Consider the following 19,822-nt stretch of genomic DNA (forward strand, 5'->3'; position numbering starts at 1 on the left):
GGACCAGCGCGGATTCAGGACCAGCGCGGATTCAGGACCAGCGCGGATTCAGGACCAGCGCGGATTCAGGACCAGCGCGGATTCAGGACCAGCGCGGATTCAGGACCAGCGCGGGTTAAGTCTGACGCGAGTCAGGTCTGGCACCGGTCAGGGCCGAGACCAGTGAGATCCGGCCGGGTCAATCCAGCGAGGTCAAGCCCAGCGCCGATCAAGTCCAGCGGGGTCAAGTCCAGCGCCGATCAAGTCCAGCGGGGTCAAGTCCAGCGCCGATCAAGTCCAGCGGGGTCAAGTCCAGCGCCGGTCAGGTCTGACGCCAGCCAGGGCCGAGACCCCGCGAGATCCGGCCTGGTCAAGGCCAGCGAGTTCAAGTCCAGCGGGTCAAGTCCAGTGCTGGTCAAGTCTGACACCAGCCAGGGCAGGGACCAGCAAGATCCGGCCGGGTCAAAGGCCAGCCAGGGCAGGTCTGGCGCTGGTCAGGGGTGGGCTCCAGCCAGGTTGGTGTGGGCTGGGTGGGGGCCGGGCGGGCGCTGGTGGGCGTGCCTGGGGTGGGCCGGGCACGCCCACGGTTGCGGCGTGGGTGGGAGGGTCAGGTGGTGTGGTCTAGGACGATCTTGCCGAAGACGTCGCCGGAGTGGAGTTTTTCGAAGGCGGTGCGGGCTTCGGAGAAGGGGATGATCGAGTCGATCACGGGGCGGACGCCGGTGTTGGCGAGGAGGGTCATCAGGGCGGACAGCTCTTCTGGGGTGCCCATGCTGGTGCCCAGGATCTCCAGTTGCAGGGCGAACATGCGGCGGAGGTTGACCTTCGGGAGGTGGCCGCTGGTGGCGCCGGAGACGACGATGCGGGCGCCGTGTTTGGCGCACTTCATCGAGTGGTCGAAGGTGGCCTCTCCGACGGTCTCGATGATGACGTCGACGCGTTCGGGGAGGCGGGCGCCGGAGTCCAGGGCCGTGGCGCCGAGGGCGGCGACGCGCTCGCGTTTCGAGGCGTCGCGGGAGGTGGCGTAGACGCGGGCGCCCAGGGCCTGGGCCAGCAGGATCGCGGCGGTCGCGACGCCGCCGCCGGCGCCCTGGACCAGGACGGCCTGGTCTGGCTCCACGCGGCCCTTGGTGGTGAGCATCCGGTAGGCGGTGAGCCACGCCGTGGGCAGGCAGGCCACCTCCGCGAAGGTGAGCTCCGCCGGCTTCGGCACGAGGTTGTACGCGGGGACGGTGACCTGCTCGGCGACGGTGCCCTGGTAGAACTCCGAGAGGATCGAGACCTCGCCCGACGGGGTGAAGACCACCGGATACACGACGACCTCGGCACCGTCGGGGCCGATGCCCGCGGCGTCGCAGCCGAGGATCATCGGCAGCTGCTCGGGGCGGAGGCCGACGCCGCGCAGCGACCACAGGTCGTGGTGGTTGAGCGCGCTGGCGCGCACGTCCACCACGGCCCAGCCGTCACCCGGGACAGGCGCCGGGGCCTCGCCGACCGTGAGGCCGGCGAGGGGGTCGGCGTCGTTGAAACTGGACGCGAAAGCTGCACGCATGACGGTTATCTCAACACACCGTCGACGCGGGCGGCGGCGGCGACCGCGGCGGCCACGGCCGGGGCGACGCGCGGGTCCAGGGCGCTGGGCACGATCGTGCCCAGCGAGAGCTCGTCCGCGGCCAGCACCGAGGCGATGGCCGACGCGGCGGCGACCTTCATGCCGTCGGTGATCCGGGTCGCGCCGGCTTCCAGGGCGCCGCGGAAGATGCCGGGGAACGCGAGCACGTTGTTGATCTGGTTGGGGAAGTCGCTGCGGCCGGTGGCGACGACCGACGCGTAGCGCGCGGCGATCGACGGGTGCACCTCGGGCGTCGGGTTCGCGAGGGCGAAGATCGCCCCGCCGGGTGACATGCCGGCCAGCGCCGCCTCGCCGATGGTGCCGCCGGAGACGCCGATGAGGACGTCGGCACCACGGAGCGCGTTGACGATGTCACCGGTGATGCCGCCGGCGTTGGTACGGGCCGCGAGCGCTGACTTCTCCGGGTTCAGGTCGGTGCGGCCGGTGTGCAGGCAGCCCCGGGAGTCGAGCACGACGATCTCGCCGGCGTCGGCGCCGCCGCTGATGAGCATCTTGGTGACGGCGACGCCCGCCGCGCCGGCGCCGCTGACGACGATGCGCAGGTCGTGCAGCTCGCGGCCGAGGACGCGGGCGGCGTTGCGCAGCGCGGCGAGCACGACGATCGCGGTGCCGTGCTGGTCGTCGTGGAAGACGGGGATCGGCAGGGTCGCTTCCAGGCGGCGCTCGATCTCGAAGCACCGCGGCGCGGAGATGTCTTCGAGGTTGATGCCGCCGAACGACGGTGCGAGGGCGGTGACGATCGCGACGATCTCGTCGGGGTCCTGGGTGTCCAGGCAGATCGGCACCGCGTCCACCCCGCCGAACTGCTTGAAGAGGACGGCCTTGCCCTCCATGACCGGCATCGCGGCGCGCGGGCCGATGTTGCCCAGTCCGAGCACCGCAGAGCCGTCGGTGACCACGGCGACGGCCCGGCCGACCCAGGTCAGCTCGTGGACGAGCGCCTCGTCGGCGGCGATGGCCTCGCAGACCTGGGCGACGCCCGGCGTGTACGCCAGGGCGAGATCTTCACGGGTCGCGAGCGGGACGCTGGACTGGACGGACATCTTGCCGCCCTGATGGAGGTCGAAAACTGGCCCTTCAAGGGCGTGATTGGTCACGGGTGCAGACACGGGGGCTCCTTTGCCACGTCTGACAATGCTGGTGTTTCCGCCAAGCGCATGGGTGGTGAAAGCGCTCATGATGCGATTCAGCGGGGGTGACCCGGTATCCGCATCACCTTACGCTGCGCCGCGCCGCAGCCGCACCGGTTGTGGCCACCAGCGAAATGTCACACGTCCGATGACGTCGGCCGGCCCGTACACCTCGGAACCATCGGATCCGAAGGGGTTGTCGCCGGTCAGCCACCATCCGCCGGCCTCCGCCCGGGCCACGCGCTTCACCACCAAGAGGCCTGGCCGGCTGCGGAAACACCCGACGACGACGTCGCCGGGCCGCGCTGTCCCGACGCGGCGAACGAAAATCCGATCACCATGGCGCAACGTCGGTGCCATCGACGGGCCGTGCACCAGTGCCGTGAACCACGGTAGCCGCATGAAATCCCCGAGTTTGGACAGGAGTAGGGTCAGCAACTGAGGATCATCGCAAATCACCCTGGAGGGTTCGATGCGACTGTCGCGGCTATTCACCCCGCGCACCGTGGTGAGCGCCCACTGCGACCTGCCGTGTGGTGTCTACGACCCGGCGCAGGCCCGTATTGAGGCCGAGTCCGTCAAAGCAATCAGCGAGAAGTACCAGGCCAACAGTGACCCCGAGTTTCGCACTCGGGCGCTGGTGATCAAGGAGCAGCGTTCCGAGCTGGTCAAGCACCACCTGTGGGTGCTGTGGACCGACTACTTCAAGCCGCCGCACTTCGAGAAGTACCCGCAGCTGCACGGCCTCTTCAACGAGGCGACGAAGCTCGCGGGCGCGTCCGGCGCGAAGGGCTCGGCCGACCCGGCCGTCGCCGAGCAGCTGCTGGCGAAGATCGATGAGATCGCGAAGATCTTCTGGGAGACGAAGCAGGCCTGACCTGCCAGAGGTGCCCTCCACCCCGTCACGGCGGGGTGGAGGGCTTTTTCATGGACGAGGTGCATAGATGAGCGTGGAAGTTCGTGCGGCGACGGACGAGGACGTGCCGGCGATCGTCGGGATGGTGTATGAGCTCGCGGAGTTCGAGAAGGCCCTCGAGGAGTGCCATCTGACGGAGGAGCAGCTGCGGGCGGTGCTCTTCGCCCCGGCGCCGGCGGTGTTCTGCCACGTCGCCTGTACCGGCGGCGAGACGGTGGGGATGGCGCTGTGGTTCCGGACGTACTCCACGTGGGAGGGCGTGCACGGCATCTATCTGGAGGATCTGTACGTGCGGCCGGCCGCCCGCGGCACCGGAGCCGGGAAGGCCCTGGTGGCGAAGCTGGCGCAGATCTGTGTGGAGTCCGGCTACCCGCGGCTGGAGTGGGCGGTGCTCGACTGGAACCCGGCCCGCGGCTTCTACGACGCGCTCGGCGCGCGGCACAAGTCGGACTGGCTGCCCTACCGGCTCACCGGGGACGCACTCGCCGCCACGGCGCGTGCGGCGACGTCGTAGAGTCGCGGGCAAGGGGGTTCATCGCGTGACTCAGGTCGTTTCGAAGAGGTCCGGATCCGACGCCGACGACGTCGTGCTGCTGGCCGTGCCGGCGTCGCCCGCCTACCTGGGGGTGCTGCGCACCGCGACCGCGGGTCTCGCGGCACGCCTGCAGTTCACGCTCGACGAGATCGAAGACCTGCGCATCGCCGTCGACGAGGCGTGCGCGATGCTGCTCGCGGTGGCGAGCGAGACGCCGCAGCTCGGCGACACGGTCGAGCTGGCCTGCCGGTTCACGGTCACCGCGGACGCGCTGACGGTCGAGACGTCGGTGCCGCTCGGGTCGCCGACGGAGCGGCTGCCCGGGGGCGAGTCCTTCGCGTGGCAGGTGCTCAGCGCGCTCGCCGACGAGGTGTCGGCGTCGGTCGACGGCCTCCAGGCGCGGATCCGCCTGACCAAGCGCCGCCCGAAGTAGGCCCGGACCAAAGGGGCCTCCCGAAGTAGGCCCGGACCAAAGGGGCCGCCTGAAGTAGGACCGGGCCACCGGAACCAGCGCCTACAGAGGGCGCTCCTTCAGGGCGGCGACTCCGGGGACCGGGGTGCGGGCGTGCTCCGGCGGGAGCTCCGCCGGCCTGACGTGGTCGATGTGCCCGCGGGCGATCTCCATCGCGAGCTCGATGTCCTGGTCCCCGATGGCCGCCAGCAGCGCACGGTGATCCCGGTCGATGATCCTCCACATCGGCAACGGGGCGTTGTGTGCGGCGGCCTTGCGGTCGCTCACGGTGTACAGCGGACGCACCATCAGGCAGAGCAGCGTGTTGCCCGACGCGGCGGCGACAGCCAGGTGAAACGCCGAGTGCGCGGCGATGCGCTCGTCGAGGGTCGCGGTCTCGGGGTCGAACATCGCGGCCTCGAGGTCGCGCAGATGGCACGGCTCGCGGCGGGCGGCGGCGAGGCCGGCGGCGGGGACCTCGAGCATCCGGCGGACCTCGAGGAAGTCGTCGCCCTTGACGGCGCCGCTGGCCAGTAGCAGCCCGATGCCGTCGGTGAGGGACTCGCCGAGCGTGCGGGCGTCGGGCTCGGCGACGAAGCTGCCGCCGTTGACACCTCGGGTGGTGACGATCAGGTGCTGGCTGCTCAGCAGGCGGAGCGCCTCGCGGACGGTGGACCGGCTCAGCCCGGACTGCTCACAGAGCTGCGGCTCCGTCGGCAGCCGGGCACCGGGTAGGAGCTGACCGGACATGATCTCCACGCGGAGCCGGTCGGCGAGGACCTGATAGGCGGGTGCGACCGTCACGACCACCGAGCGTAAGTCACGCCTGCCATCGGCGGGACCAGCAACGCCACAGGTCGTACGTTCAGCGGATGCCGAGCGCGATCCGCGTCGACGGGGCGAACAGCAGGATCGCCCCGGCGAGCCCCAGCGCGAAGAGCGGCGCCCCGATGTAAGGCTGGCCGTGGGTGAGCATCGTCCAGCCGATCGGCATCTGCAGCATCTGCGTGACGATCCCCGGGCCGCGGGCCCATCGCTGACGGCGGTGCAGCGCGACGGCGATCCCCAGGAACAGCAGGGTCATGAGCGCCAGGTAGCCGGTGAAGGACAGCGCCGTGGCGAGGAACGTCGACTTGCTGGTGACATCCAGATAGACGATCACCAGCGTGAGCAGGGCCAGCCCGACGCCCTCCGCGAACAGCAGCCGCACCGCCCACCGCAGGGTCGCCGGCTCCCGCTCCGACGTCACCGCGCCGCTCGCGTCGCCGCCTCCGGCGTCAGCCCGAGCCGACCCTGCATTGCGTGGCTCGCGACCCGAGCCGCTCCGCTGGCCGCTCACCTGGCATTCCCTTCAGTCGGCCCTCTCCCGTGCACCTCACCTTAGCGCGCGGGAGAGCGGGTACAGTGCCGCCCATGCGAGCCCTCCTGGTCGTCAACCCGAACGCGACGACCACCACCGAGCGCGGACGGGACATCCTGGTGCGTGCGCTGCGCAGCCAGGTCGACCTGGAGGTGGCATACACGCAGCGCAAAGGCCACGGCGTGGAGCTGGCGCGCGACGCCGCCCGGGAGCGCTTCGACCTCGTCGTGACGCTCGGAGGCGACGGTACGGTCAACGAGGCGGTCAACGGTTTGATGACCTTCGACGCCGGCCCGGCCGAGGGGCGCGCGCAGGAGCGCCCGGCGCTCGCGGTCGTGCCGGGTGGCTCCACGAACGTGTTCGCGCGGGCGCTCGGGCTGCCGAGCGACTGGGCCGAGGGCACCGGCGCGATTCTTGAGGCGCTGCGGGACCGGCGGGAGCGGATCGTCGGCCTCGGCCGCGCCGACGACCGGTATTTCACGTTCTGCGCCGGTATGGGCCTTGATGCGGAGGTTGTACGGCGCGTGGATCAGGCCCGGCACCGCGGTTCGACGTCGACGCCGTGGCTGTACTTCCGGTCGATCGCGCAGCAATACGTGACGACGAACCGCCGGGTGCCGCTGCTCACGCTCGAGCTCCCGGGCGAACCTGCCAAGTCCGGGCTAACGTGGATGTTGGTGCAGAACACTGCACCATGGACATACATCGGCGAGCGGCCGGTGGATCCGAATCCGCGTGCCTCGTTCGACACGGGGCTCGACGTGCTGGGCCTGCTGCAGATGCAGGCCGGGAGCACGGCCCGGACGATGGCGCAGCTGGTTCGCGGCGCCGACTTGAAGGGCAAGCAGGTGCTGCGGATGCACGATCTTGCCGGGTTCACGCTCACCGCCGCCAAACCGATCGCTTTCCAGGTCGACGGGGAGTACCTCGGAGAGTGCGACAAGTTGGATTTCGCGTCCGTGCCGGGAGCGTTACGCGTAGTGTGTTGAGTCACTCCCGGCGGTCGTCCACCGAAGGGGGAGAAAGTTGCAGAGAGTCGCGACAGAGACACCGCGACCGCATCTCCGAAACCCCTCCGATCGTTGACCGAACCGTACTACATTGGTAACTGACTGTTGCGATTCAGGGTCCCTAAACGCAATAAAATCGGACAAACAGTGCGTGAGCTTGCTCACCGACTTGGATTTTCTTGGTTTGGACCCCTTGACATCGCGGTAGTTCGTGAAAGCATTCACAAGCGATACGAACACTGAGCGTTGCCCGCACACGCGTTACGGATCTTCAGGCTCCGCCTAGCCGAGACGTTACGCGAGATGCACATAGGGAATCACTAACAACGATCCGCGAAAACAACAAGGAGTGTTGCCGCCATGTCGGACTGGCGCCACCATGCCCTCTGCCGCGACGAGGACCCGGAGCTGTTCTTCCCCATCGGAACTTCGGGCCCGGCGTTGCTGCAGGTCGAGCAGGCGAAGGCGGTCTGCCAGCGCTGCTCCGTGACCAGCGACTGCCTGCAGTGGGCACTCGACTCCGGTCAGGACGCAGGCGTCTGGGGCGGAATGAGCGAAGACGAGCGTCGTTTGATGAAGCGTCGCGGCGGCCTGCGGGTCCGCGCTCACTCCGCATAGCCTGAGCCATAACAGCACCATAAAAAACGCAGCCCGGCACCGAAGCGCACCCAAGCCTAAAGCGCATCGAACACCCGAGCAGCAGCGAAGACGAAAACGCCCCGGCCGATGCGCCGGGGCGTTTCACGTGCGGGCCACGACCAATCTGCCTACCCACGATAATGGGGGTCGTTGGGGCCGGGCGGCGGGAAGTTCGGGCCGTCGTAGTAGGGCTGCCCGTATCCGGGCGGCGGGTAGCCGGGCTGACCGTAACCGCCGTAGCCGGGGGCGCCGTAGGGCGGTTGGCCGTATCCGGGCGGCGGGTAGCCGGGCGGGTATCCCTGGTTGCGCATGGCGGCGGACTCGACGTCGATCAGCCGCTCCAGCTCGCCGCGGTCCAGGAACGTTCCCCGGCACTCCAGGCACTGTTCGATGGTGACGCCGCTGCGCTCGTACTGCTGCATCGTGCCGCGGCACTTCGGGCATGTCATCTGCATACCCCCAAGGTAGCCCTCGGCCACCAAGCGCGAGATCAGCCGTTTCCGCAGGCGACCCGGACGGTGTGGCTAGTCGAACAGCTCCTCGAAGAAGCTCTCGCGGTGGTGCTTCTTGCGCTTCTTGTGATGCCCATAGTGACCATAGTGGCCGTGCTGCTGCGGGTGGTGCGGCTGGCCATATGCGGGCTGACCATAGGCTGGCTGCCCGTATCCAGGCTGGCCGTACACCGGCTGACCGTGCACCGGCTGGCCGTACGGCTGCTGGCCATAGGCGGGCTGCTGCGGGTATGCCTGCGGCGAGCCGGGCGGCGGGAATCCGGGGGTGCCGGGCGGGACACCGGGGGCGCCCGGCTGCTGCTGACGCCCACGCCAGGCGTTCTCCGCGTCGGTGATCTTCTCCAGCTCACCGCGGTCGAGGAAGATCCCCCGGCACTCCAGGCATTGGTCGATGGTGACACCGCTGCGCTCGTACTGCCGCATCTCGCCGCGGCACTTCGGGCATGTCATCTGCATACGTCCACGGTAGCCGCCGGGTTCCAAGGCCACCTTCAGGCAGCGAGATCCACGGTCTCCGGGGACACCCGGCCGATCCTGGCGACGACGAGCCGGGCCAGGTCGAGCGCGCGACCGAGGGGCGGCGCGGCCGGTTCGAGGGCGCCCGCGGACACGGCGGAGGCGACGGCGGCCTCGTGCAGCTTGCCCGGGGCCAGGAAGTACGAGGAGACCGCCACCCGCGCGCAGCCGGCTGCCCGCAGCGCCGACACCGCGACCGCGCCGGTGACCGGCGACCCGGAGGCGAACGCCGCACGGCACGGCAGCCCGAGCGTCCGCCCGAGCTCGGCGGCGGCCAGGTCGACGGTGTGCCTGGCCAGGTCGTCGCGGGTACCGGCGGCGATCATGACGACCCCGTCCGCCTCGACCGCGGGAAGCTGCCGGCGCAGCGCGGCGACGAGGAGCGGCGGCACGACGCCGCCGACCGGTCCGAGCACGTCCGTGACGTACACCCGCATGGACAGACCGCTGGAGACCGCCCGGTCGATGACCGCCGGCAGGTCGATCCGGCCGTGAAACGCCGAGGTCAGCAGCAGCGGTACGACAACCGCCGAACGATGACCGAGCCGCTGCATGTCGAGCAGTACAGCGTCCGGACGGGGGCCGGCATGGTCGAGGAACGACGTCCGGACGTCCAGCCCCGGGCGCTGGGCCGCGACCGCGCGGGCGAGGGCTCTCGTCGAAGCCGCCGCCCGCGGGTCGGAGGACCCGTGCGCCACCAGTAAGACAGCTGTTACTAGCTCCCCCGGCTTCGCCGGCGGTTCCGAGGGGGGCTGCGCCACCCCACACCCCCCATGCTTCGCACTACGAACCTTCACCCGGTGTGGAGACCGCACTCGGTCTTGTCGAACATCGGCCAGCGCCCGCCGCGCGGGTCGCCGCCGGGAGGGGTCCGCCGGGTGCACGGCCAGCAGCCGACGGAGGCGTACCCCTGCCGCATGAGGGCGTTCACCGGGACGTTGTAGCGGGAGATGTACGCGTCGACGTCGGCCTGCGTCCACTGCGCCAGCGGCGAGACCTTGAACTTGCTGCGGGCCTGCTCGAAGCTCACGATCGGCGTGTTGGCGCGGCTCGGCGACTCGTCGCGGCGCAGGCCGGCGGCCCACGCGTCGTAGTCCTCGAGGGCCCGCTCCAGCGGCTCGATCTTGCGCAGGAAGCAGCACTCGTCGGGGTCGCGGGCGTAGAGCCGCGGCCCGAACTCGGCGTCCTGCTCGGCGACGGTCTGCCGCGGGCGGATCGAGCGGACCGTCACCGGGAGGGTCCGCTGGACGACCTCGCGCACGCGGAGCGTCTCGGCGAAGTGCAGGCCGGTGTCGAGGAAGATGACCGGCACGCCGGGCACGACCTTCGACACGACGTGGGCGAGCACGGCGTCGGCGAACGAGCTGGTCACACAGAACCGGTCGCCGAACTCAGCGGCGGCCCACTCCACGATCTTGTCGGCGGTCTTGCCCTCCAGCTGGGCCGACGCCTCCTTGGCCAGGGCGATGGACTCTTCTCGGGTACGTGCAACGGCTGTGCTCATCGCTTCGCCTCCAACATTCGTGCCGCGAGCCCCAGGAATTTCAGTGAGAAGACCCGTGCGCAGCTGCGGCACTCCCAAGCGCCGTGGGTCTCTTCGTGCGGTCGTAGGTCCTCGTCCCCGCAGTACGGGCAGTACAGAGGAGCCATCCGTTCGCTCATCGGAGCTCCTCTTCAGGAGCCCGCATCACCCAGCGGGCGAAGGACTCGCCCTGTGAACGGCCGGCGAGGTAGTGGTTGGCGACCCGCTCGACGTACGAGGGCAGGTCGGCGGCGGTGGTCTTCAGGCCGCGGAGCTTGCGCCCGAAGCCGGCGTTCTGCCCCGCCGCCATGCCCAGGCCGCCGCCCAGGTGGATCTGGAAGCCCTCGACCATGTCGCCGGTGGCGTCGTCGCGCACGAGCATGCCCTTGAGGCCGATGTCGGCCACCTGCGTGCGGGCGCAGGCGTTGGGGCAGCCGTTGAGGTGGATGGAGATGTCGGCGTCGAGCTCGGCGACCTTGGCCTCGAGGTGCTCGATGAGCTCCGCGGCGCGGGCCTTGGTCTCCACGATCGCCAGCTTGCAGAACTCGATGCCCGTGCAGGCCATCGTGCTGCGCCGCCAGGTGGACGGTCGGGCCTCCAGCCCGGCCTCGCGCAGGCCCAGCACGACCGCCTCGGTGTCGGCCTCGGCGATGTCGAGGACGATGAGTTTCTGATACGGGGTGAGCCGCACCCGGTCGCTGCCGAACCGCTCGGCGAGGTCGGCGACCTTGGCGAGCTGGGCGCCGGAGCTGCGGCCCGCGATGGGCGCGGCGCCGACGAAGTACTTGCCGTCCCACTGCTTGTGCACGCCGATGTGGTCGATCGGCTTCTCCGGCAGCTCCGGCGACGGGCCGTCGATCAGCGGGCGCTTGAGGTACTCGGTCTCCAGCACCTCGCGGAACTTCGCCGCGCCCCAGTCGGCGACGAGGAACTTCAGCCGGGCGCGGCTGCGCAGGCGGCGGTACCCGTAGTCGCGGAAGATCTGGATGACGCCGTGCCACGCGTCGACGACCTCGTGCAGCGGCACCCACACGCCGAGGCGCACCGCCAGCATCGGGTTCGTCGACAGGCCGCCGCCGACCCAGAGGTCGAAGCCGGGGCCGTGCTCCGGGTGGATCACGCCGACGAAGGAGACGTCGTTCGCCTCGTACGGGGTGTCCGGCAGCCACGAGATCGAGGTCTTGAACTTGCGCGGCAGGTTGGACAGCGTCGGGTCGCCGACGTACTTCTCGGTGATCTCGTTGATCGCCTCGGTCGGGTCGAGCACCTCGCTCTCCGCGACGCCGGCGATCGGGCTGCCGAGCACGACCCGCGGGGTGTCGCCGCAGGCCTCGGTCGTGGACAGGCCGACGGCCTCGAGCTCCCGCCAGATCTGCGGGACGTCCTCGACGCGGATCCAGTGCAGCTGGATGTTCTGCCGGTCGGTGATGTCGGCGGTGTCGCGGGCGAAGCGGGTGGCGATCGACGCGATCGTGCGCAGCTGGGCGAGGCTCAGCTGGCCGCCGTCGCTGCGGATGCGCAGCATGAAGTACTTGTCGTCGAGCTCCTCGGGCTCGAGGATCGCGGTCCGGCCGCCGTCGATGCCGGGCTTGCGCTGCGTGTACAGCCCGAACCAGCGGAACCGTCCGCGCAGGTCAGCGGGGTCGATCGAGTCGAAGCCGCGGTGCGCGTAGATCGACTCGATGCGGGCCCGGACGTTGAGCGGGTTGTCGTCCTTCTTGCTGCGCTCGTTGGGGTTGAGCGGCTCCCGGTGGCCGAGCGCCCACTGCCCCTCGCCGCGAGGGCGCCCACCGGCTCCGGCCCGAGCGCCGCGGGCGGCAGGACGGGGAGCGGGTGCGGCGTTGTCTGCCGGGACGGTGTTCACCGTCATGTCGGCGTCCTCTCAGGGTTGAGAGCACGCGAGCCTGCGCCGGCCTATCGCGGAAGATGCGCGATGGATGACGTCAATGTCATGAAGAATCCGGCGCGAGTCGCGCGCCCGAAGAAAGAATTAACGGGCGGCGTTCAGCAAGCCGGACACATGGCGCTGCGCACGCGACCGTAGTCGACGTGTCGGCGGCTGACGAGCCGCAGAGAAGCAGCGTGCATAGGGTGCAGTCTTCCACGTCGACCGGTCCTTACGCCACGTCGGCGTGAGGGTTGTCTCAAACCCGCGTCACCGGGACGTAACCCAAAGAAGACTCAGCCGATAGGAAATACAGACCGGAATGGGCAGGCCGCCGACCGGCAATGGCCGGCGGTCCCACAGTGCGGTAGGTTTCAGCGTTTCGCCAGCGGGACGACCATCACAGCCTCCGTGCCGCCGCCGGCCCGGGTGCGCAGCTCGATCGTGCCGCGCAGCTCCCCCGTCGCGAGCGTCCGCACGATCTGCAGCCCGAGCCGCTCGCTGCTGTCCAGGTCGAACCCGTCGGGCAGGCCCCGGCCGTTGTCGGCGACGGTGACGTGCAGCTGCTTGCGGAAGCGGTGCACGGAGACGACGACCTCCGGGTCGTGCTCACCCCGCGGCTCGAACGCGTGCTCCACGGCGTTCTGCAGCAGCTCGTTGAGGACCATGACGAGCGGCGTGGCGATCTCCGCGGGCAGCACGCCGAAGTCGCCGTCCCGGCGCAACGCCACGGTGAAGTCGGAGGCGGCCACCTCGACGGCCGCGGCCGCGACCCGGTCCACGATCCCGTCGAACTCGACCGCCTCGTCCGCGGTGTCCGACGCCGACATCGAGAGGGTCTCGTGCACCAGGGCGATGGAGGCGACTCTCCGCACCGACTCCTCCAGCGCGTGCCGGGCGGCCGGGACCCCGACCCGGCGGGCCTGCAGCCGCAGCAGCGCGGCGACGGTCTGCAGGTTGTTCTTGACCCGGTGGTGGATCTCCCGGATCGTCGCGTCCTTCGTCATGAGCTGCCGGTCGCGGCGGCGGACCTCGGTGATGTCGCGGACCAGGACGAGCGCCCCGATCGGCACGCCCGCCGGCATCAGCGGCAGCGCCCGCATGAGCACGGTCGCGCCGCGCGCCTCCAGTTCCTTGCGGGCGGGCGCGTCGCCGCGCAGCGCCGAGTGGACCCGGTCCGTGGCGTCCTTGCCCTCGAGGGGGTCGTCGCAGAGCCGCCCGGTGATCTCGGCGAGGCTCTCGCCCACGAGGTGCGCGGCGAGCCCGAGCCGCCGGTACGCCGACTGCGCGTTGGGGCTGGCGTAGGTGACCTTGCCGGACGCGTCGAGGCGGACCAGGCCGTCGCCGATGCGCGGGGCGCTGGTGGTCTCGCCCGGGTGCCGCGGCGGCGGGAACGTGCCGTCGGCGATCATCTGCGCCAGGTCGTCGGCGGTGGTCAGGTAGTTGAGCTCCAGCTGCGCCGGGGTCCGGGCGGTGCTGAGGTTGGTGTCCCGGCCGACGACGGCGATGACCTGCGTCTCGCCCCGGCGGCGGACCGGGATCGCCTCGTGGCGGGCGGGCATGTCGCCGTACCAGACGGGATCCCCCTCCCGCCAGATCCTGCCCTGCGCCCGGACGATCGCGAGGTGCGCCACCTCGGGTCCGCCGGCGACCCGGCCGACCTGGTCGTCCTGATAGGCGGTCGGGGCGGTCGTCGGCCGCACCTGCGCGACGCACAGGAACTCGCCGCGGTCCGCGATCGGGACCCACATGAGCAGGTCTGCGAAGGACAGGTCGGACACGATCTGCCAGTCGCCGGCGAGGCGGTGCAGGTGCTCGATGTCCTCGGGCGCGAGGGAGGTGTGCTCCTCGACGAGGTCACGCAGGGTCGACACCGTTACAGACTATGGTGGGCCCGTGCGTCGCCTGTTGCCTGCCCTTGTCCTCGTGCTCACCCTCGGCGGCTGCGGGTGGGTGGGCCGCGCCGACGAGACCAGCAAGCCTGACGGGTTCCAGCTGCACGGCTACGTGAGCGTGGCGGGCGCGGCGACCGGCGTCCCGGGCACCCCGTGCCTCGCCCCGGTGCCGGACGTCGCCTCCGGGGCGACGGTGAAGGTGGCTGATCAGGAGGGCAAGGTGGTCGCCGTGACGACGTTGGCGGCCGGTGTACTGGCGGCGACGGGCGGGGCGTACCGCTGCAATTTCTCGTTCGAGCTGCTGAACCTGTCCGGGAGCCGGCCGACCTACCAGATCCTGGTCGGTGACCGGCCCCCGGTGGCGTTCGAGACGCGGGCGCTGCGCGAAGGCCGCCCCGCCGTCGTCGATGTCGCCGTTACAGCGTCGCCGTCACCTTCTTGAGGCCGCGCGGCGCGTCAGGGTTCTCGCCCCGGTGCAGGGCGAGAGACAGGGCGAGGCGCTGCAGCGGCAGGATGTCCAGCAGCGGTGCGTAGCGCTCGTCGACCTCGGGGGTCGGCACCCAGCCGGCTGCGCCGTCGACCTTCGACGGGCCGAAGACGACCACGTCGGCGCGGCGCTCGCCGAGCCGGCCGACGACGTCGCGCATCGACGCGCCGGCGGGGCCGCCGCCGACGACGGCGAGGACCGGCACGTCGGGGTCGGCCATCGCGAGGGGGCCGTGCAGCAGGTCGGCGCCGGAGAACGCGAGACCGGCCACGTAGGACGTCTCCATCAGCTTGAGCGCGGTCTCGCGCGCCGTCGGGTACGCGTAGCCGCGGCCCGTGGTCACGATCCGGTCCGCGAACCGGTAGCGGGCGGCGAGGTCGGCGGCGGTGTCGTCGGCGAGGACGCGCTCCGCGTGGCCGGGCAGCTCCCGCAGCGCGGCGAACTCCTCGGCGGGCAGCGTGCCGCCGCCCTTGATGCTCTCGACCAGCATGAGCAGCGCGAGCAGCTCCGCGGTGTAGGTCTTGGTCGCGGCGACCGCGATCTCGTGCCCGGCGACGACGTCGACGTGCAGCTCGGCGACCTGGGCCAGGGGCGACTCGGCGTTGTTGGTGACGGCGAGGGTGTGCGCGCCCTGCTCGCCGGCGACCCGCAGCACCTCGCGCAGGTCGGGCGAGCCGCCGCTCTGGCTGACGCCGACGACGAGCGTGTCGCGCAGGTCGGGGCGGGCGCCGTAGAGCGTCATCGCCGACGGCGAGGCAAGGCCGACGGGGATGCCGAGGCGGATCTCGGTGAGGTACGCCGCGTACAGCGCGGCGTGGTCCGACGTGCCGCGCGCCGTGAAGATCACGTTGCGGGGCTGCCACTGCGCGATCCGCTCGGCGACGGCGGCGATGGCGCCCGCCTGCTCGTCGACGAGCCTCGCGAACACGGCCGGCTGCTCGGCGATGTCCGCCTGCATCCCGGCACCGGGCTGCTCGGTCACGGCTACTCCTCTATGTGCTGGCGTCTGATGCGCGTTACTGCTCAAAGTTTGGCAGCTTCGCGCACCAGACGCCAGTTTTCGGAGCAACTTCGCGCACAGCGTGCGCGAAACTAGCCCTCCTGCGCAACCAGCGTGCTCTCCGCCTGCTCGGTGGGCGCCTCGGGGCCGCCGCGCAGCGCGACCTCGCGGATGAAGATCGCGAGCAGCGGCACCAGCACCGTCGCCGCGATCGCCCAGAGGAACACGCTGGACGTCGCGCCGGCGATCGCGTCGATCACCGCGGTGCGCACCCCGGCGGGCAGCTGGCCGAGCGTCGCCGGGCCGATCGAGGCGCCGCCGCCACCGCCGCCGGCGAGCTGGTCCGCCGCCTGGTCGCCGACCTTCTCCGCGAGCAGGTTGTGCAGCCGGTGGTTGAAGATCGCGCCGAACGCCGCCACGCCGAACGCGCCGCCGATCGAGCGGGCGAACGTCGAGGTGCTGCTCGCCACGCCCAGATCCTTGAGCTCCACGCTGTTCTGCGCGATGAGCATCGAGGTCTGCATCAGGAAGCCCATACCCAGGCCGAGGACGGCCATGTAGATCGCCGACTCGGTCTTCGAGGTGTCCGAGTCCAGCCGCGACAGCAGGACCATCGCCACGATCATGACGAACCCGCCGATCACCGGGAAGATCCGGTACTTGCCGGTCCTGGTGATCATCTGGCCGGCCACCAGCGAGGTCACCAGCAGGCCGCCCATCATCGGCAGCAGGAGCAGACCGGAGTTGGTCGCCGAGGCGCCCTGCACGATCTGCTGGTACAGCGGCAGGAACGTGATCGCGCCGAACATGGCGAACCCGACCAGGAAGCCGATGCCCGCGACCAGGCTGAAGTTGCGGTTGCGGAAGATGGCCAGCGGCAGGATCGGCTCCGGGTGGCGCCGCTCGACGACCATGAACGCGGCCAGCGACACCACGGCCAGGGCGGCCAGGCCGGCGATCTGCGCGGAGCCCCACGCGTACTGGTTGCCGCCCCACGTGGTGATCAGGACCAGCGCGGTGACGCCGGCCGAGAGCAGGGCCGCGCCGAGCCAGTCGATCCGGTGCTCGGTGCGCTTCTTCGGCATGTCGAGCTTCAACGCGAGCAGCGCCAGCGCCGCGCCGCCGAGCGGCAGGTTGACGAAGAACGCCCAGCGCCAGTCGGCGTGGTCGGTGATGAAGCCGCCGACGAGCGGGCCGCCGACCATCGCGACCGCCATGACCGCGGCGAACTGGCCCTGGTACTTGCCGCGCTCGCGCGGCGACACGAGCTCGCCGAGGACGGCCATCGCGCCGACCATGAGACCACCGGCGCCGAGGCCCTGGAACGCGCGGAAGCCGATCAGCTGCGGCATGTCCTGGGCGAAGCCGCACAGCACCGAGCCGAGCAGGAACAGCACGATCGAGGTCAGGAAGACCGTCTTCCGCCCGTACAGGTCGCCGAGCTTGCCCCAGATCGGCGTGGACACCGTCGAACCGAGGACATACGCGGTGACGACCCACGACAGGTGGTCGACGCCGCCCAGGTCACCGACGATGCGGGGCATCGCGGTGCCGACGATCACGTTGTCGAGCATCGCCAGGAGCATCGCCATGAGCAGTCCTGGCAGAACGACCCTGAGGCGCTTGTCAGACATCGTGGCACACCTTACTTGTCGGCCGGCTAGTTGACTTACTAGCCGTACGGTAAGTTCGTACTAGCCGCTCGTCAAGTCAGTTCACGTAGGATGGTCCCGATGGAGCAGAACCAGCAGGCAGCAGCGCGGGTCGTGCGGGGGCGGAACCGGATCCGGACCGACGACGCCGAGACCGAGGACGTGCGCGCGCACATCCAGCGGGTCGCCCTGGAGATGTTCATCGAGGACGGCTACGACAAGACCTCGCTGCGGGAGATCGCGGAGAAGCTCGGCGTCACCAAGGCCGCGCTCTACTACCACTTCCCGACCAAGGACGACATCGTCAACAGCCTCATCGAGCACCGCATCGCGGCCGTCGACGCGCTGATGGAGTGGGCGGAGGCGCAGCCGCGCACGGAGGCGACGCGGATCGAGTTCCTTCAGCGGTACTTCGTGCTGCACGACGTCGCCAAGCACGAGCACGTGATCCGCTTCTTCGAGCGCAACCAGACGCTCATCAACACGCTGCCCGCGGGCAAGCTCATGAAGGGTCAGATGGAGCGCGTCTTCGGCTTCCTGATGGACCCGGCGGAGTCCACGGTCCAGCAGCTGCGCCGGGCCATGGCCATCTTCACGATCCACGCGGGCCACTTCGTGCTCCGCGGGCACGACGACCTCAGCCCCCAGGACCGCCGCGAGGCGACCCTGGTGGTCGCCGAGGACCTGATGCGCCTGGCGGCCGCCGGCGAGTGACGTCCGGGTCGCGGTGGTCGGCAGCCGCCGACCCGCGCCGCCGGCCCCGGGTCGCGGTGATTGCGCGGCGGCCGGCCCGCGCCGCGGGGCTCAGGTCGCGGTGGTCGGCAGCTTCAGGCGCAGGCCGAGCAGTGTGACGCCCTCGACCGGCGTCCAGTCCAGCGCCGGCTCGCGGACGAAGCCGAAGGTGTCGTAGAGCGCCAGCGCGGCGCTGTTGCGGTCCCGCGTACAGATCACCATCGACCCGCAGCCGAGGACGGTCGCGCGGTCGATGCAGGCACGGACCAGCGCCCGCGCCACCCCCCGCCGCTGCGCCGCCGGATCGACGGCCAGCATCCTGAACTCGGCCTCGCCCGGGCGCGACAGCTCCGCATACCGGGTGCCGGGCAGCACGAACGCGACCGCGCCCAGCAGTACATCACCATCGGCGGCGACCAGAATCTCGCAGTGCGCCGCCCGGGTCGTCACGTCGGCCAGCACGTCGGCATAGCCGTGCTCGTCGTCGAGCTGGCCGTCGGCGCGATACGCCGCCACCGTCAGCCGCGCGACGCCGGCGTGGTCCTCCGGGTCCGCCCGCCGGACCAGCGGCGGCTGCCGCGTCACCCGATCACGGCGATGAGATCGCCCTCCTGCACCACGTCGCCCTCGTTGACGGCGATCTGGCTGACCGTGCCCTCCGACTCGGCGACGACGGGGATCTCCATCTTCATCGACTCCAGGATCACGAGGGTGTCGCCCTCGCTGACCTCGGCACCGACCTCAGTGGTGATCTTCCAGACGTTGGCCACCATCTCGGCACGGATCTCGTCGGACATCCCGGTCTCCTTTGACGTCGGATTGCGAACCGCAGCATATCCGCGCGAAACCCGGTCGCGCTCGACTGTACGGCGAACGCATCATGGCCCCGTGGAATCGACCATCACGGTGACCCCGGCGGGACTGCCCGGCGTGCTGCTGCATGTCGCGGTGGTGCGGCCCGTCTTCGTGTGGGGTCAGCCCGGCATCGGCAAGAGCTCGCTGGTGAAGGAGTTCGCGGCGGCCCTCGGGCTGGACTGCGTCACCCTCATCGGCACGCAGCTGGCGCCCGAGGACCTCATCGGGGTGCCCGAGCTGCGCGACGGCCGCAGCCGCTTCGCGCCACCGGAGTCGATCGCCCGCGACGAGCCCTACTGCCTCTTCCTCGACGAGCTCAACTCCGCCTCGCCCGAGGTGCAGAAGGCGTTCTACTCCCTCATCCTCGACCGGCGGATCGGCTCGTACGAGCTGCCCGCCGGATCGATCGTGATCGGCGCCGGCAACCGGGCCTCCGACAACGCGCTCGCCCGGCCGATGGCGTCCGCTCTGCTCAACCGGCTCATCCACGTACACCTGCGGGCGAGCGCCGACGACTGGCTGCTGTGGGCGGCCGGCGCCGGCCTGCACGAGTGGGTGACCGACTACCTCACCCAGCGGCCCGACCACCTCTGGTCCAAGCCGCCGAAGACCGAGGAGCCGTTCTCGACCCCGCGCTCCTGGCACATGCTCTCCGACGCGCTGCTCTCCTTCGGCCAGGACATCGACGAGGACCTTCTCCGGGTGCTCACCGCCGGCACGCTGACGCCCTCGCACGCGTCGGCGTTCTGCGCGTACGTCAAGACCGTCCGCCACCGCTACGGCCTGGACGCCATCGTCCGCGGCGACGCGTCCTGGCCCCGCGACCCGACCGACCGCGACCTGCTGTACTTCTTCGCCGAGGCCTTCCGGGCCCGGCTCGTGAAGGACCTGCCGGCCAGCCGCGAGCACGCGTCGCCGTCCGTGCGCCGCTTCTCGGTGCGGGCCAAGGGCCTGCTGGTCGAGCTGGCCGAGATCTCGCTGGAGTGCGCGCAGCTCGTCATCGCCGCCGACGAGTCCGGGATGCCCGCGCTGCCCGCGTGGTTCCTGGTCGAGGTGACCCGCGACCTGCCGCGCCTCGTCGCCGCCCGGGCATGAGCGCCACCCGCGGCGCCG

At 70.6% G+C, this 19,822-nt stretch carries 23 protein-coding genes; 8 read left to right on the forward strand and 15 right to left on the reverse strand.

Features of this window, described 5'->3' with window-relative positions; all coding sequences use genetic code 11:
* Window positions 1-586: 586 nt before the first annotated feature.
* The 3 genes from ABZ321_RS37840 to ABZ321_RS37850 form a co-directional block, all read right to left on the reverse strand.
* The gene (locus tag ABZ321_RS37840) at window positions 587-1,540 is read right to left on the reverse strand and encodes a zinc-binding dehydrogenase (RefSeq protein WP_344504007.1); all 954 of its coding nucleotides are present in this window, start codon (window positions 1,538-1,540) and stop codon (window positions 587-589) included.
* On the reverse strand, window positions 1,537-2,655 hold the full coding sequence (locus ABZ321_RS37845) for an NADP-dependent malic enzyme (protein WP_344504008.1): 1,119 nt from the start codon (window positions 2,653-2,655) through the stop codon (window positions 1,537-1,539). Before ABZ321_RS37845 ends, ABZ321_RS37840 begins: the two co-directional genes overlap by 4 nt.
* Before the next feature lie 174 nt (window positions 2,656-2,829).
* A complete protein-coding gene (locus ABZ321_RS37850; RefSeq protein ID WP_344504009.1) occupies window positions 2,830-3,144 on the reverse strand; it encodes a S24/S26 family peptidase in 315 nt (104 codons plus the stop codon).
* 70 nt (window positions 3,145-3,214) lie between these two features.
* Here ABZ321_RS37850 and sodN point away from each other — a divergent pair, with 70 nt between their 5' ends.
* The 3 genes from sodN (at window position 3,215) to ABZ321_RS37865 (ending at window position 4,626) form a co-directional block, all read left to right on the forward strand.
* Window positions 3,215-3,619 (forward strand): superoxide dismutase, Ni, encoded by a 405-nt coding sequence (gene sodN, locus ABZ321_RS37855; protein WP_344503672.1) that lies wholly within the window; start codon window positions 3,215-3,217, stop codon window positions 3,617-3,619.
* Window positions 3,620-3,686: 67 nt separating this feature from the next.
* Complete coding sequence (locus ABZ321_RS37860) at window positions 3,687-4,172, forward strand: GNAT family N-acetyltransferase (protein ID WP_354900344.1); 486 nt, start codon at window positions 3,687-3,689, stop codon at window positions 4,170-4,172.
* Window positions 4,173-4,197: 25 nt separating this feature from the next.
* A complete protein-coding gene (locus ABZ321_RS37865; RefSeq protein ID WP_344503674.1) occupies window positions 4,198-4,626 on the forward strand; it encodes an ATP-binding protein in 429 nt (142 codons plus the stop codon).
* 81 nt (window positions 4,627-4,707) lie between these two features.
* On the opposite strand, the gene ABZ321_RS37870 is transcribed toward ABZ321_RS37865, so the two are convergent.
* Together ABZ321_RS37870 and ABZ321_RS37875 are read right to left on the reverse strand one after the other, a co-directional pair.
* Complete coding sequence (locus ABZ321_RS37870) at window positions 4,708-5,448, reverse strand: FCD domain-containing protein (RefSeq protein WP_344503675.1); 741 nt, start codon at window positions 5,446-5,448, stop codon at window positions 4,708-4,710.
* A gap of 61 nt (window positions 5,449-5,509) precedes the next feature.
* The gene (locus ABZ321_RS37875) at window positions 5,510-5,893 is read right to left on the reverse strand and encodes a hypothetical protein (protein ID WP_344503676.1); all 384 of its coding nucleotides are present in this window, start codon (window positions 5,891-5,893) and stop codon (window positions 5,510-5,512) included.
* Between the two features lie 164 nt (window positions 5,894-6,057).
* Between ABZ321_RS37875 and ABZ321_RS37880 the strand changes: the two genes are divergently transcribed.
* Both ABZ321_RS37880 and ABZ321_RS37885 read left to right on the forward strand, forming a co-directional pair.
* Window positions 6,058-6,993 carry a diacylglycerol kinase family protein gene (locus tag ABZ321_RS37880; RefSeq protein WP_344503677.1) on the forward strand — a complete coding sequence of 312 codons (936 nt, stop codon included), beginning with the start codon at window positions 6,058-6,060 and terminating at the stop codon, window positions 6,991-6,993.
* Window positions 6,994-7,374: 381 nt separating this feature from the next.
* Window positions 7,375-7,632, forward strand: coding sequence for a WhiB family transcriptional regulator (locus tag ABZ321_RS37885; protein WP_033358446.1), 258 nt, complete (start codon window positions 7,375-7,377; stop codon window positions 7,630-7,632).
* A gap of 149 nt (window positions 7,633-7,781) precedes the next feature.
* Here ABZ321_RS37885 and ABZ321_RS37890 read toward each other — a convergent pair whose 3' ends face one another.
* The 6 genes from ABZ321_RS37890 to ABZ321_RS37915 all read right to left on the reverse strand — a co-directional run bounded on the left by ABZ321_RS37890 (window position 7,782) and on the right by ABZ321_RS37915 (window position 13,962).
* Window positions 7,782-8,108, reverse strand: coding sequence for a zf-TFIIB domain-containing protein (locus tag ABZ321_RS37890; RefSeq protein ID WP_344503678.1), 327 nt, complete (start codon window positions 8,106-8,108; stop codon window positions 7,782-7,784).
* 69 nt (window positions 8,109-8,177) lie between these two features.
* Window positions 8,178-8,621, reverse strand: a complete 444-nt coding sequence (locus ABZ321_RS37895; protein ID WP_354900347.1) for a zf-TFIIB domain-containing protein — start codon at window positions 8,619-8,621, stop codon at window positions 8,178-8,180.
* 35 nt (window positions 8,622-8,656) lie between these two features.
* Window positions 8,657-9,379, reverse strand: a complete 723-nt coding sequence (locus ABZ321_RS37900) for a CbiX/SirB N-terminal domain-containing protein (protein WP_354900349.1) — start codon at window positions 9,377-9,379, stop codon at window positions 8,657-8,659.
* 95 nt (window positions 9,380-9,474) lie between these two features.
* The gene (locus ABZ321_RS37905) at window positions 9,475-10,185 is read right to left on the reverse strand and encodes a phosphoadenylyl-sulfate reductase (RefSeq protein ID WP_344503681.1); all 711 of its coding nucleotides are present in this window, start codon (window positions 10,183-10,185) and stop codon (window positions 9,475-9,477) included.
* Between the two features lie 154 nt (window positions 10,186-10,339).
* Window positions 10,340-12,073, reverse strand: a complete 1,734-nt coding sequence (locus ABZ321_RS37910; protein WP_354900351.1) for a nitrite/sulfite reductase — start codon at window positions 12,071-12,073, stop codon at window positions 10,340-10,342.
* Window positions 12,074-12,462: 389 nt separating this feature from the next.
* The gene (locus ABZ321_RS37915) at window positions 12,463-13,962 is read right to left on the reverse strand and encodes a histidine kinase N-terminal domain-containing protein (protein WP_344503683.1); all 1,500 of its coding nucleotides are present in this window, start codon (window positions 13,960-13,962) and stop codon (window positions 12,463-12,465) included.
* 22 nt (window positions 13,963-13,984) lie between these two features.
* Here ABZ321_RS37915 and ABZ321_RS37920 point away from each other — a divergent pair, with 22 nt between their 5' ends.
* Window positions 13,985-14,425 (forward strand): hypothetical protein, encoded by a 441-nt coding sequence (locus ABZ321_RS37920; RefSeq protein WP_354900352.1) that lies wholly within the window; start codon window positions 13,985-13,987, stop codon window positions 14,423-14,425.
* Here ABZ321_RS37920 and ABZ321_RS37925 read toward each other — a convergent pair.
* On the reverse strand, window positions 14,400-15,428 hold the full coding sequence (locus tag ABZ321_RS37925) for an SIS domain-containing protein (RefSeq protein ID WP_354900416.1): 1,029 nt from the start codon (window positions 15,426-15,428) through the stop codon (window positions 14,400-14,402). The two genes, ABZ321_RS37920 and ABZ321_RS37925, sit on opposite strands and share 26 nt — an antisense overlap.
* A 134-nt stretch (window positions 15,429-15,562) precedes the next feature.
* Window positions 15,563-17,104 carry an MDR family MFS transporter gene (locus tag ABZ321_RS37930; protein ID WP_354900354.1) on the reverse strand — a complete coding sequence of 514 codons (1,542 nt, stop codon included), beginning with the start codon at window positions 17,102-17,104 and terminating at the stop codon, window positions 15,563-15,565.
* A 99-nt stretch (window positions 17,105-17,203) separates the two neighbouring features.
* Here ABZ321_RS37930 and ABZ321_RS37935 point away from each other — a divergent pair, with 99 nt between their 5' ends.
* Window positions 17,204-17,836, forward strand: coding sequence for a helix-turn-helix domain-containing protein (locus ABZ321_RS37935; protein WP_344503686.1), 633 nt, complete (start codon window positions 17,204-17,206; stop codon window positions 17,834-17,836).
* A 90-nt stretch (window positions 17,837-17,926) separates the two neighbouring features.
* On the opposite strand, the gene ABZ321_RS37940 is transcribed toward ABZ321_RS37935, so the two are convergent.
* Together ABZ321_RS37940 and ABZ321_RS37945 are read right to left on the reverse strand one after the other, a co-directional pair.
* On the reverse strand, window positions 17,927-18,439 hold the full coding sequence (locus tag ABZ321_RS37940; RefSeq protein ID WP_344503687.1) for a GNAT family N-acetyltransferase: 513 nt from the start codon (window positions 18,437-18,439) through the stop codon (window positions 17,927-17,929).
* On the reverse strand, window positions 18,436-18,651 hold the full coding sequence (locus ABZ321_RS37945; RefSeq protein ID WP_344503688.1) for a biotin/lipoyl-binding carrier protein: 216 nt from the start codon (window positions 18,649-18,651) through the stop codon (window positions 18,436-18,438). The genes ABZ321_RS37940 and ABZ321_RS37945 overlap by 4 nt, the downstream gene beginning before the upstream one ends.
* Before the next feature lie 109 nt (window positions 18,652-18,760).
* On the opposite strand from ABZ321_RS37945, the gene ABZ321_RS37950 reads away from it, so the two are divergent.
* Entirely contained in the window at window positions 18,761-19,804 is a 1,044-nt protein-coding gene (locus tag ABZ321_RS37950; RefSeq protein ID WP_354900418.1) for a MoxR family ATPase, read from the forward strand.
* Window positions 19,805-19,822 lie beyond the last annotated feature (18 nt).

This window comes from Dactylosporangium sp. NPDC006015 (assembly GCF_040614215.1).
GTDB classification, from domain to species: domain Bacteria; phylum Actinomycetota; class Actinomycetes; order Mycobacteriales; family Micromonosporaceae; genus Dactylosporangium; species Dactylosporangium maewongense.

Coding starts and splice junctions, on each gene's coding strand:
- ABZ321_RS37910 (WP_354900351.1), bottom strand. CDS start 12,073: ATGACGGTGAACACCGTCCCGGCAGACAACGCCGCACCCGCTCCCCGT.
- ABZ321_RS37885 (WP_033358446.1), top strand. CDS start 7,375: ATGTCGGACTGGCGCCACCATGCCCTCTGCCGCGACGAGGACCCGGAG.
- ABZ321_RS37935 (WP_344503686.1), top strand. CDS start 17,204: ATGGAGCAGAACCAGCAGGCAGCAGCGCGGGTCGTGCGGGGGCGGAAC.
- ABZ321_RS37890 (WP_344503678.1), bottom strand. CDS start 8,108: ATGCAGATGACATGCCCGAAGTGCCGCGGCACGATGCAGCAGTACGAG.
- ABZ321_RS37860 (WP_354900344.1), top strand. CDS start 3,687: ATGAGCGTGGAAGTTCGTGCGGCGACGGACGAGGACGTGCCGGCGATC.
- ABZ321_RS37895 (WP_354900347.1), bottom strand. CDS start 8,621: ATGCAGATGACATGCCCGAAGTGCCGCGGCGAGATGCGGCAGTACGAG.
- ABZ321_RS37945 (WP_344503688.1), bottom strand. CDS start 18,651: ATGTCCGACGAGATCCGTGCCGAGATGGTGGCCAACGTCTGGAAGATC.
- ABZ321_RS37930 (WP_354900354.1), bottom strand. CDS start 17,104: ATGTCTGACAAGCGCCTCAGGGTCGTTCTGCCAGGACTGCTCATGGCG.
- ABZ321_RS37905 (WP_344503681.1), bottom strand. CDS start 10,185: ATGAGCACAGCCGTTGCACGTACCCGAGAAGAGTCCATCGCCCTGGCC.
- ABZ321_RS37925 (WP_354900416.1), bottom strand. CDS start 15,428: ATGCAGGCGGACATCGCCGAGCAGCCGGCCGTGTTCGCGAGGCTCGTC.
- ABZ321_RS37845 (WP_344504008.1), bottom strand. CDS start 2,655: ATGTCCGTCCAGTCCAGCGTCCCGCTCGCGACCCGTGAAGATCTCGCC.
- sodN (WP_344503672.1), top strand. CDS start 3,215: ATGCGACTGTCGCGGCTATTCACCCCGCGCACCGTGGTGAGCGCCCAC.
- ABZ321_RS37880 (WP_344503677.1), top strand. CDS start 6,058: ATGCGAGCCCTCCTGGTCGTCAACCCGAACGCGACGACCACCACCGAG.
- ABZ321_RS37850 (WP_344504009.1), bottom strand. CDS start 3,144: ATGCGGCTACCGTGGTTCACGGCACTGGTGCACGGCCCGTCGATGGCA.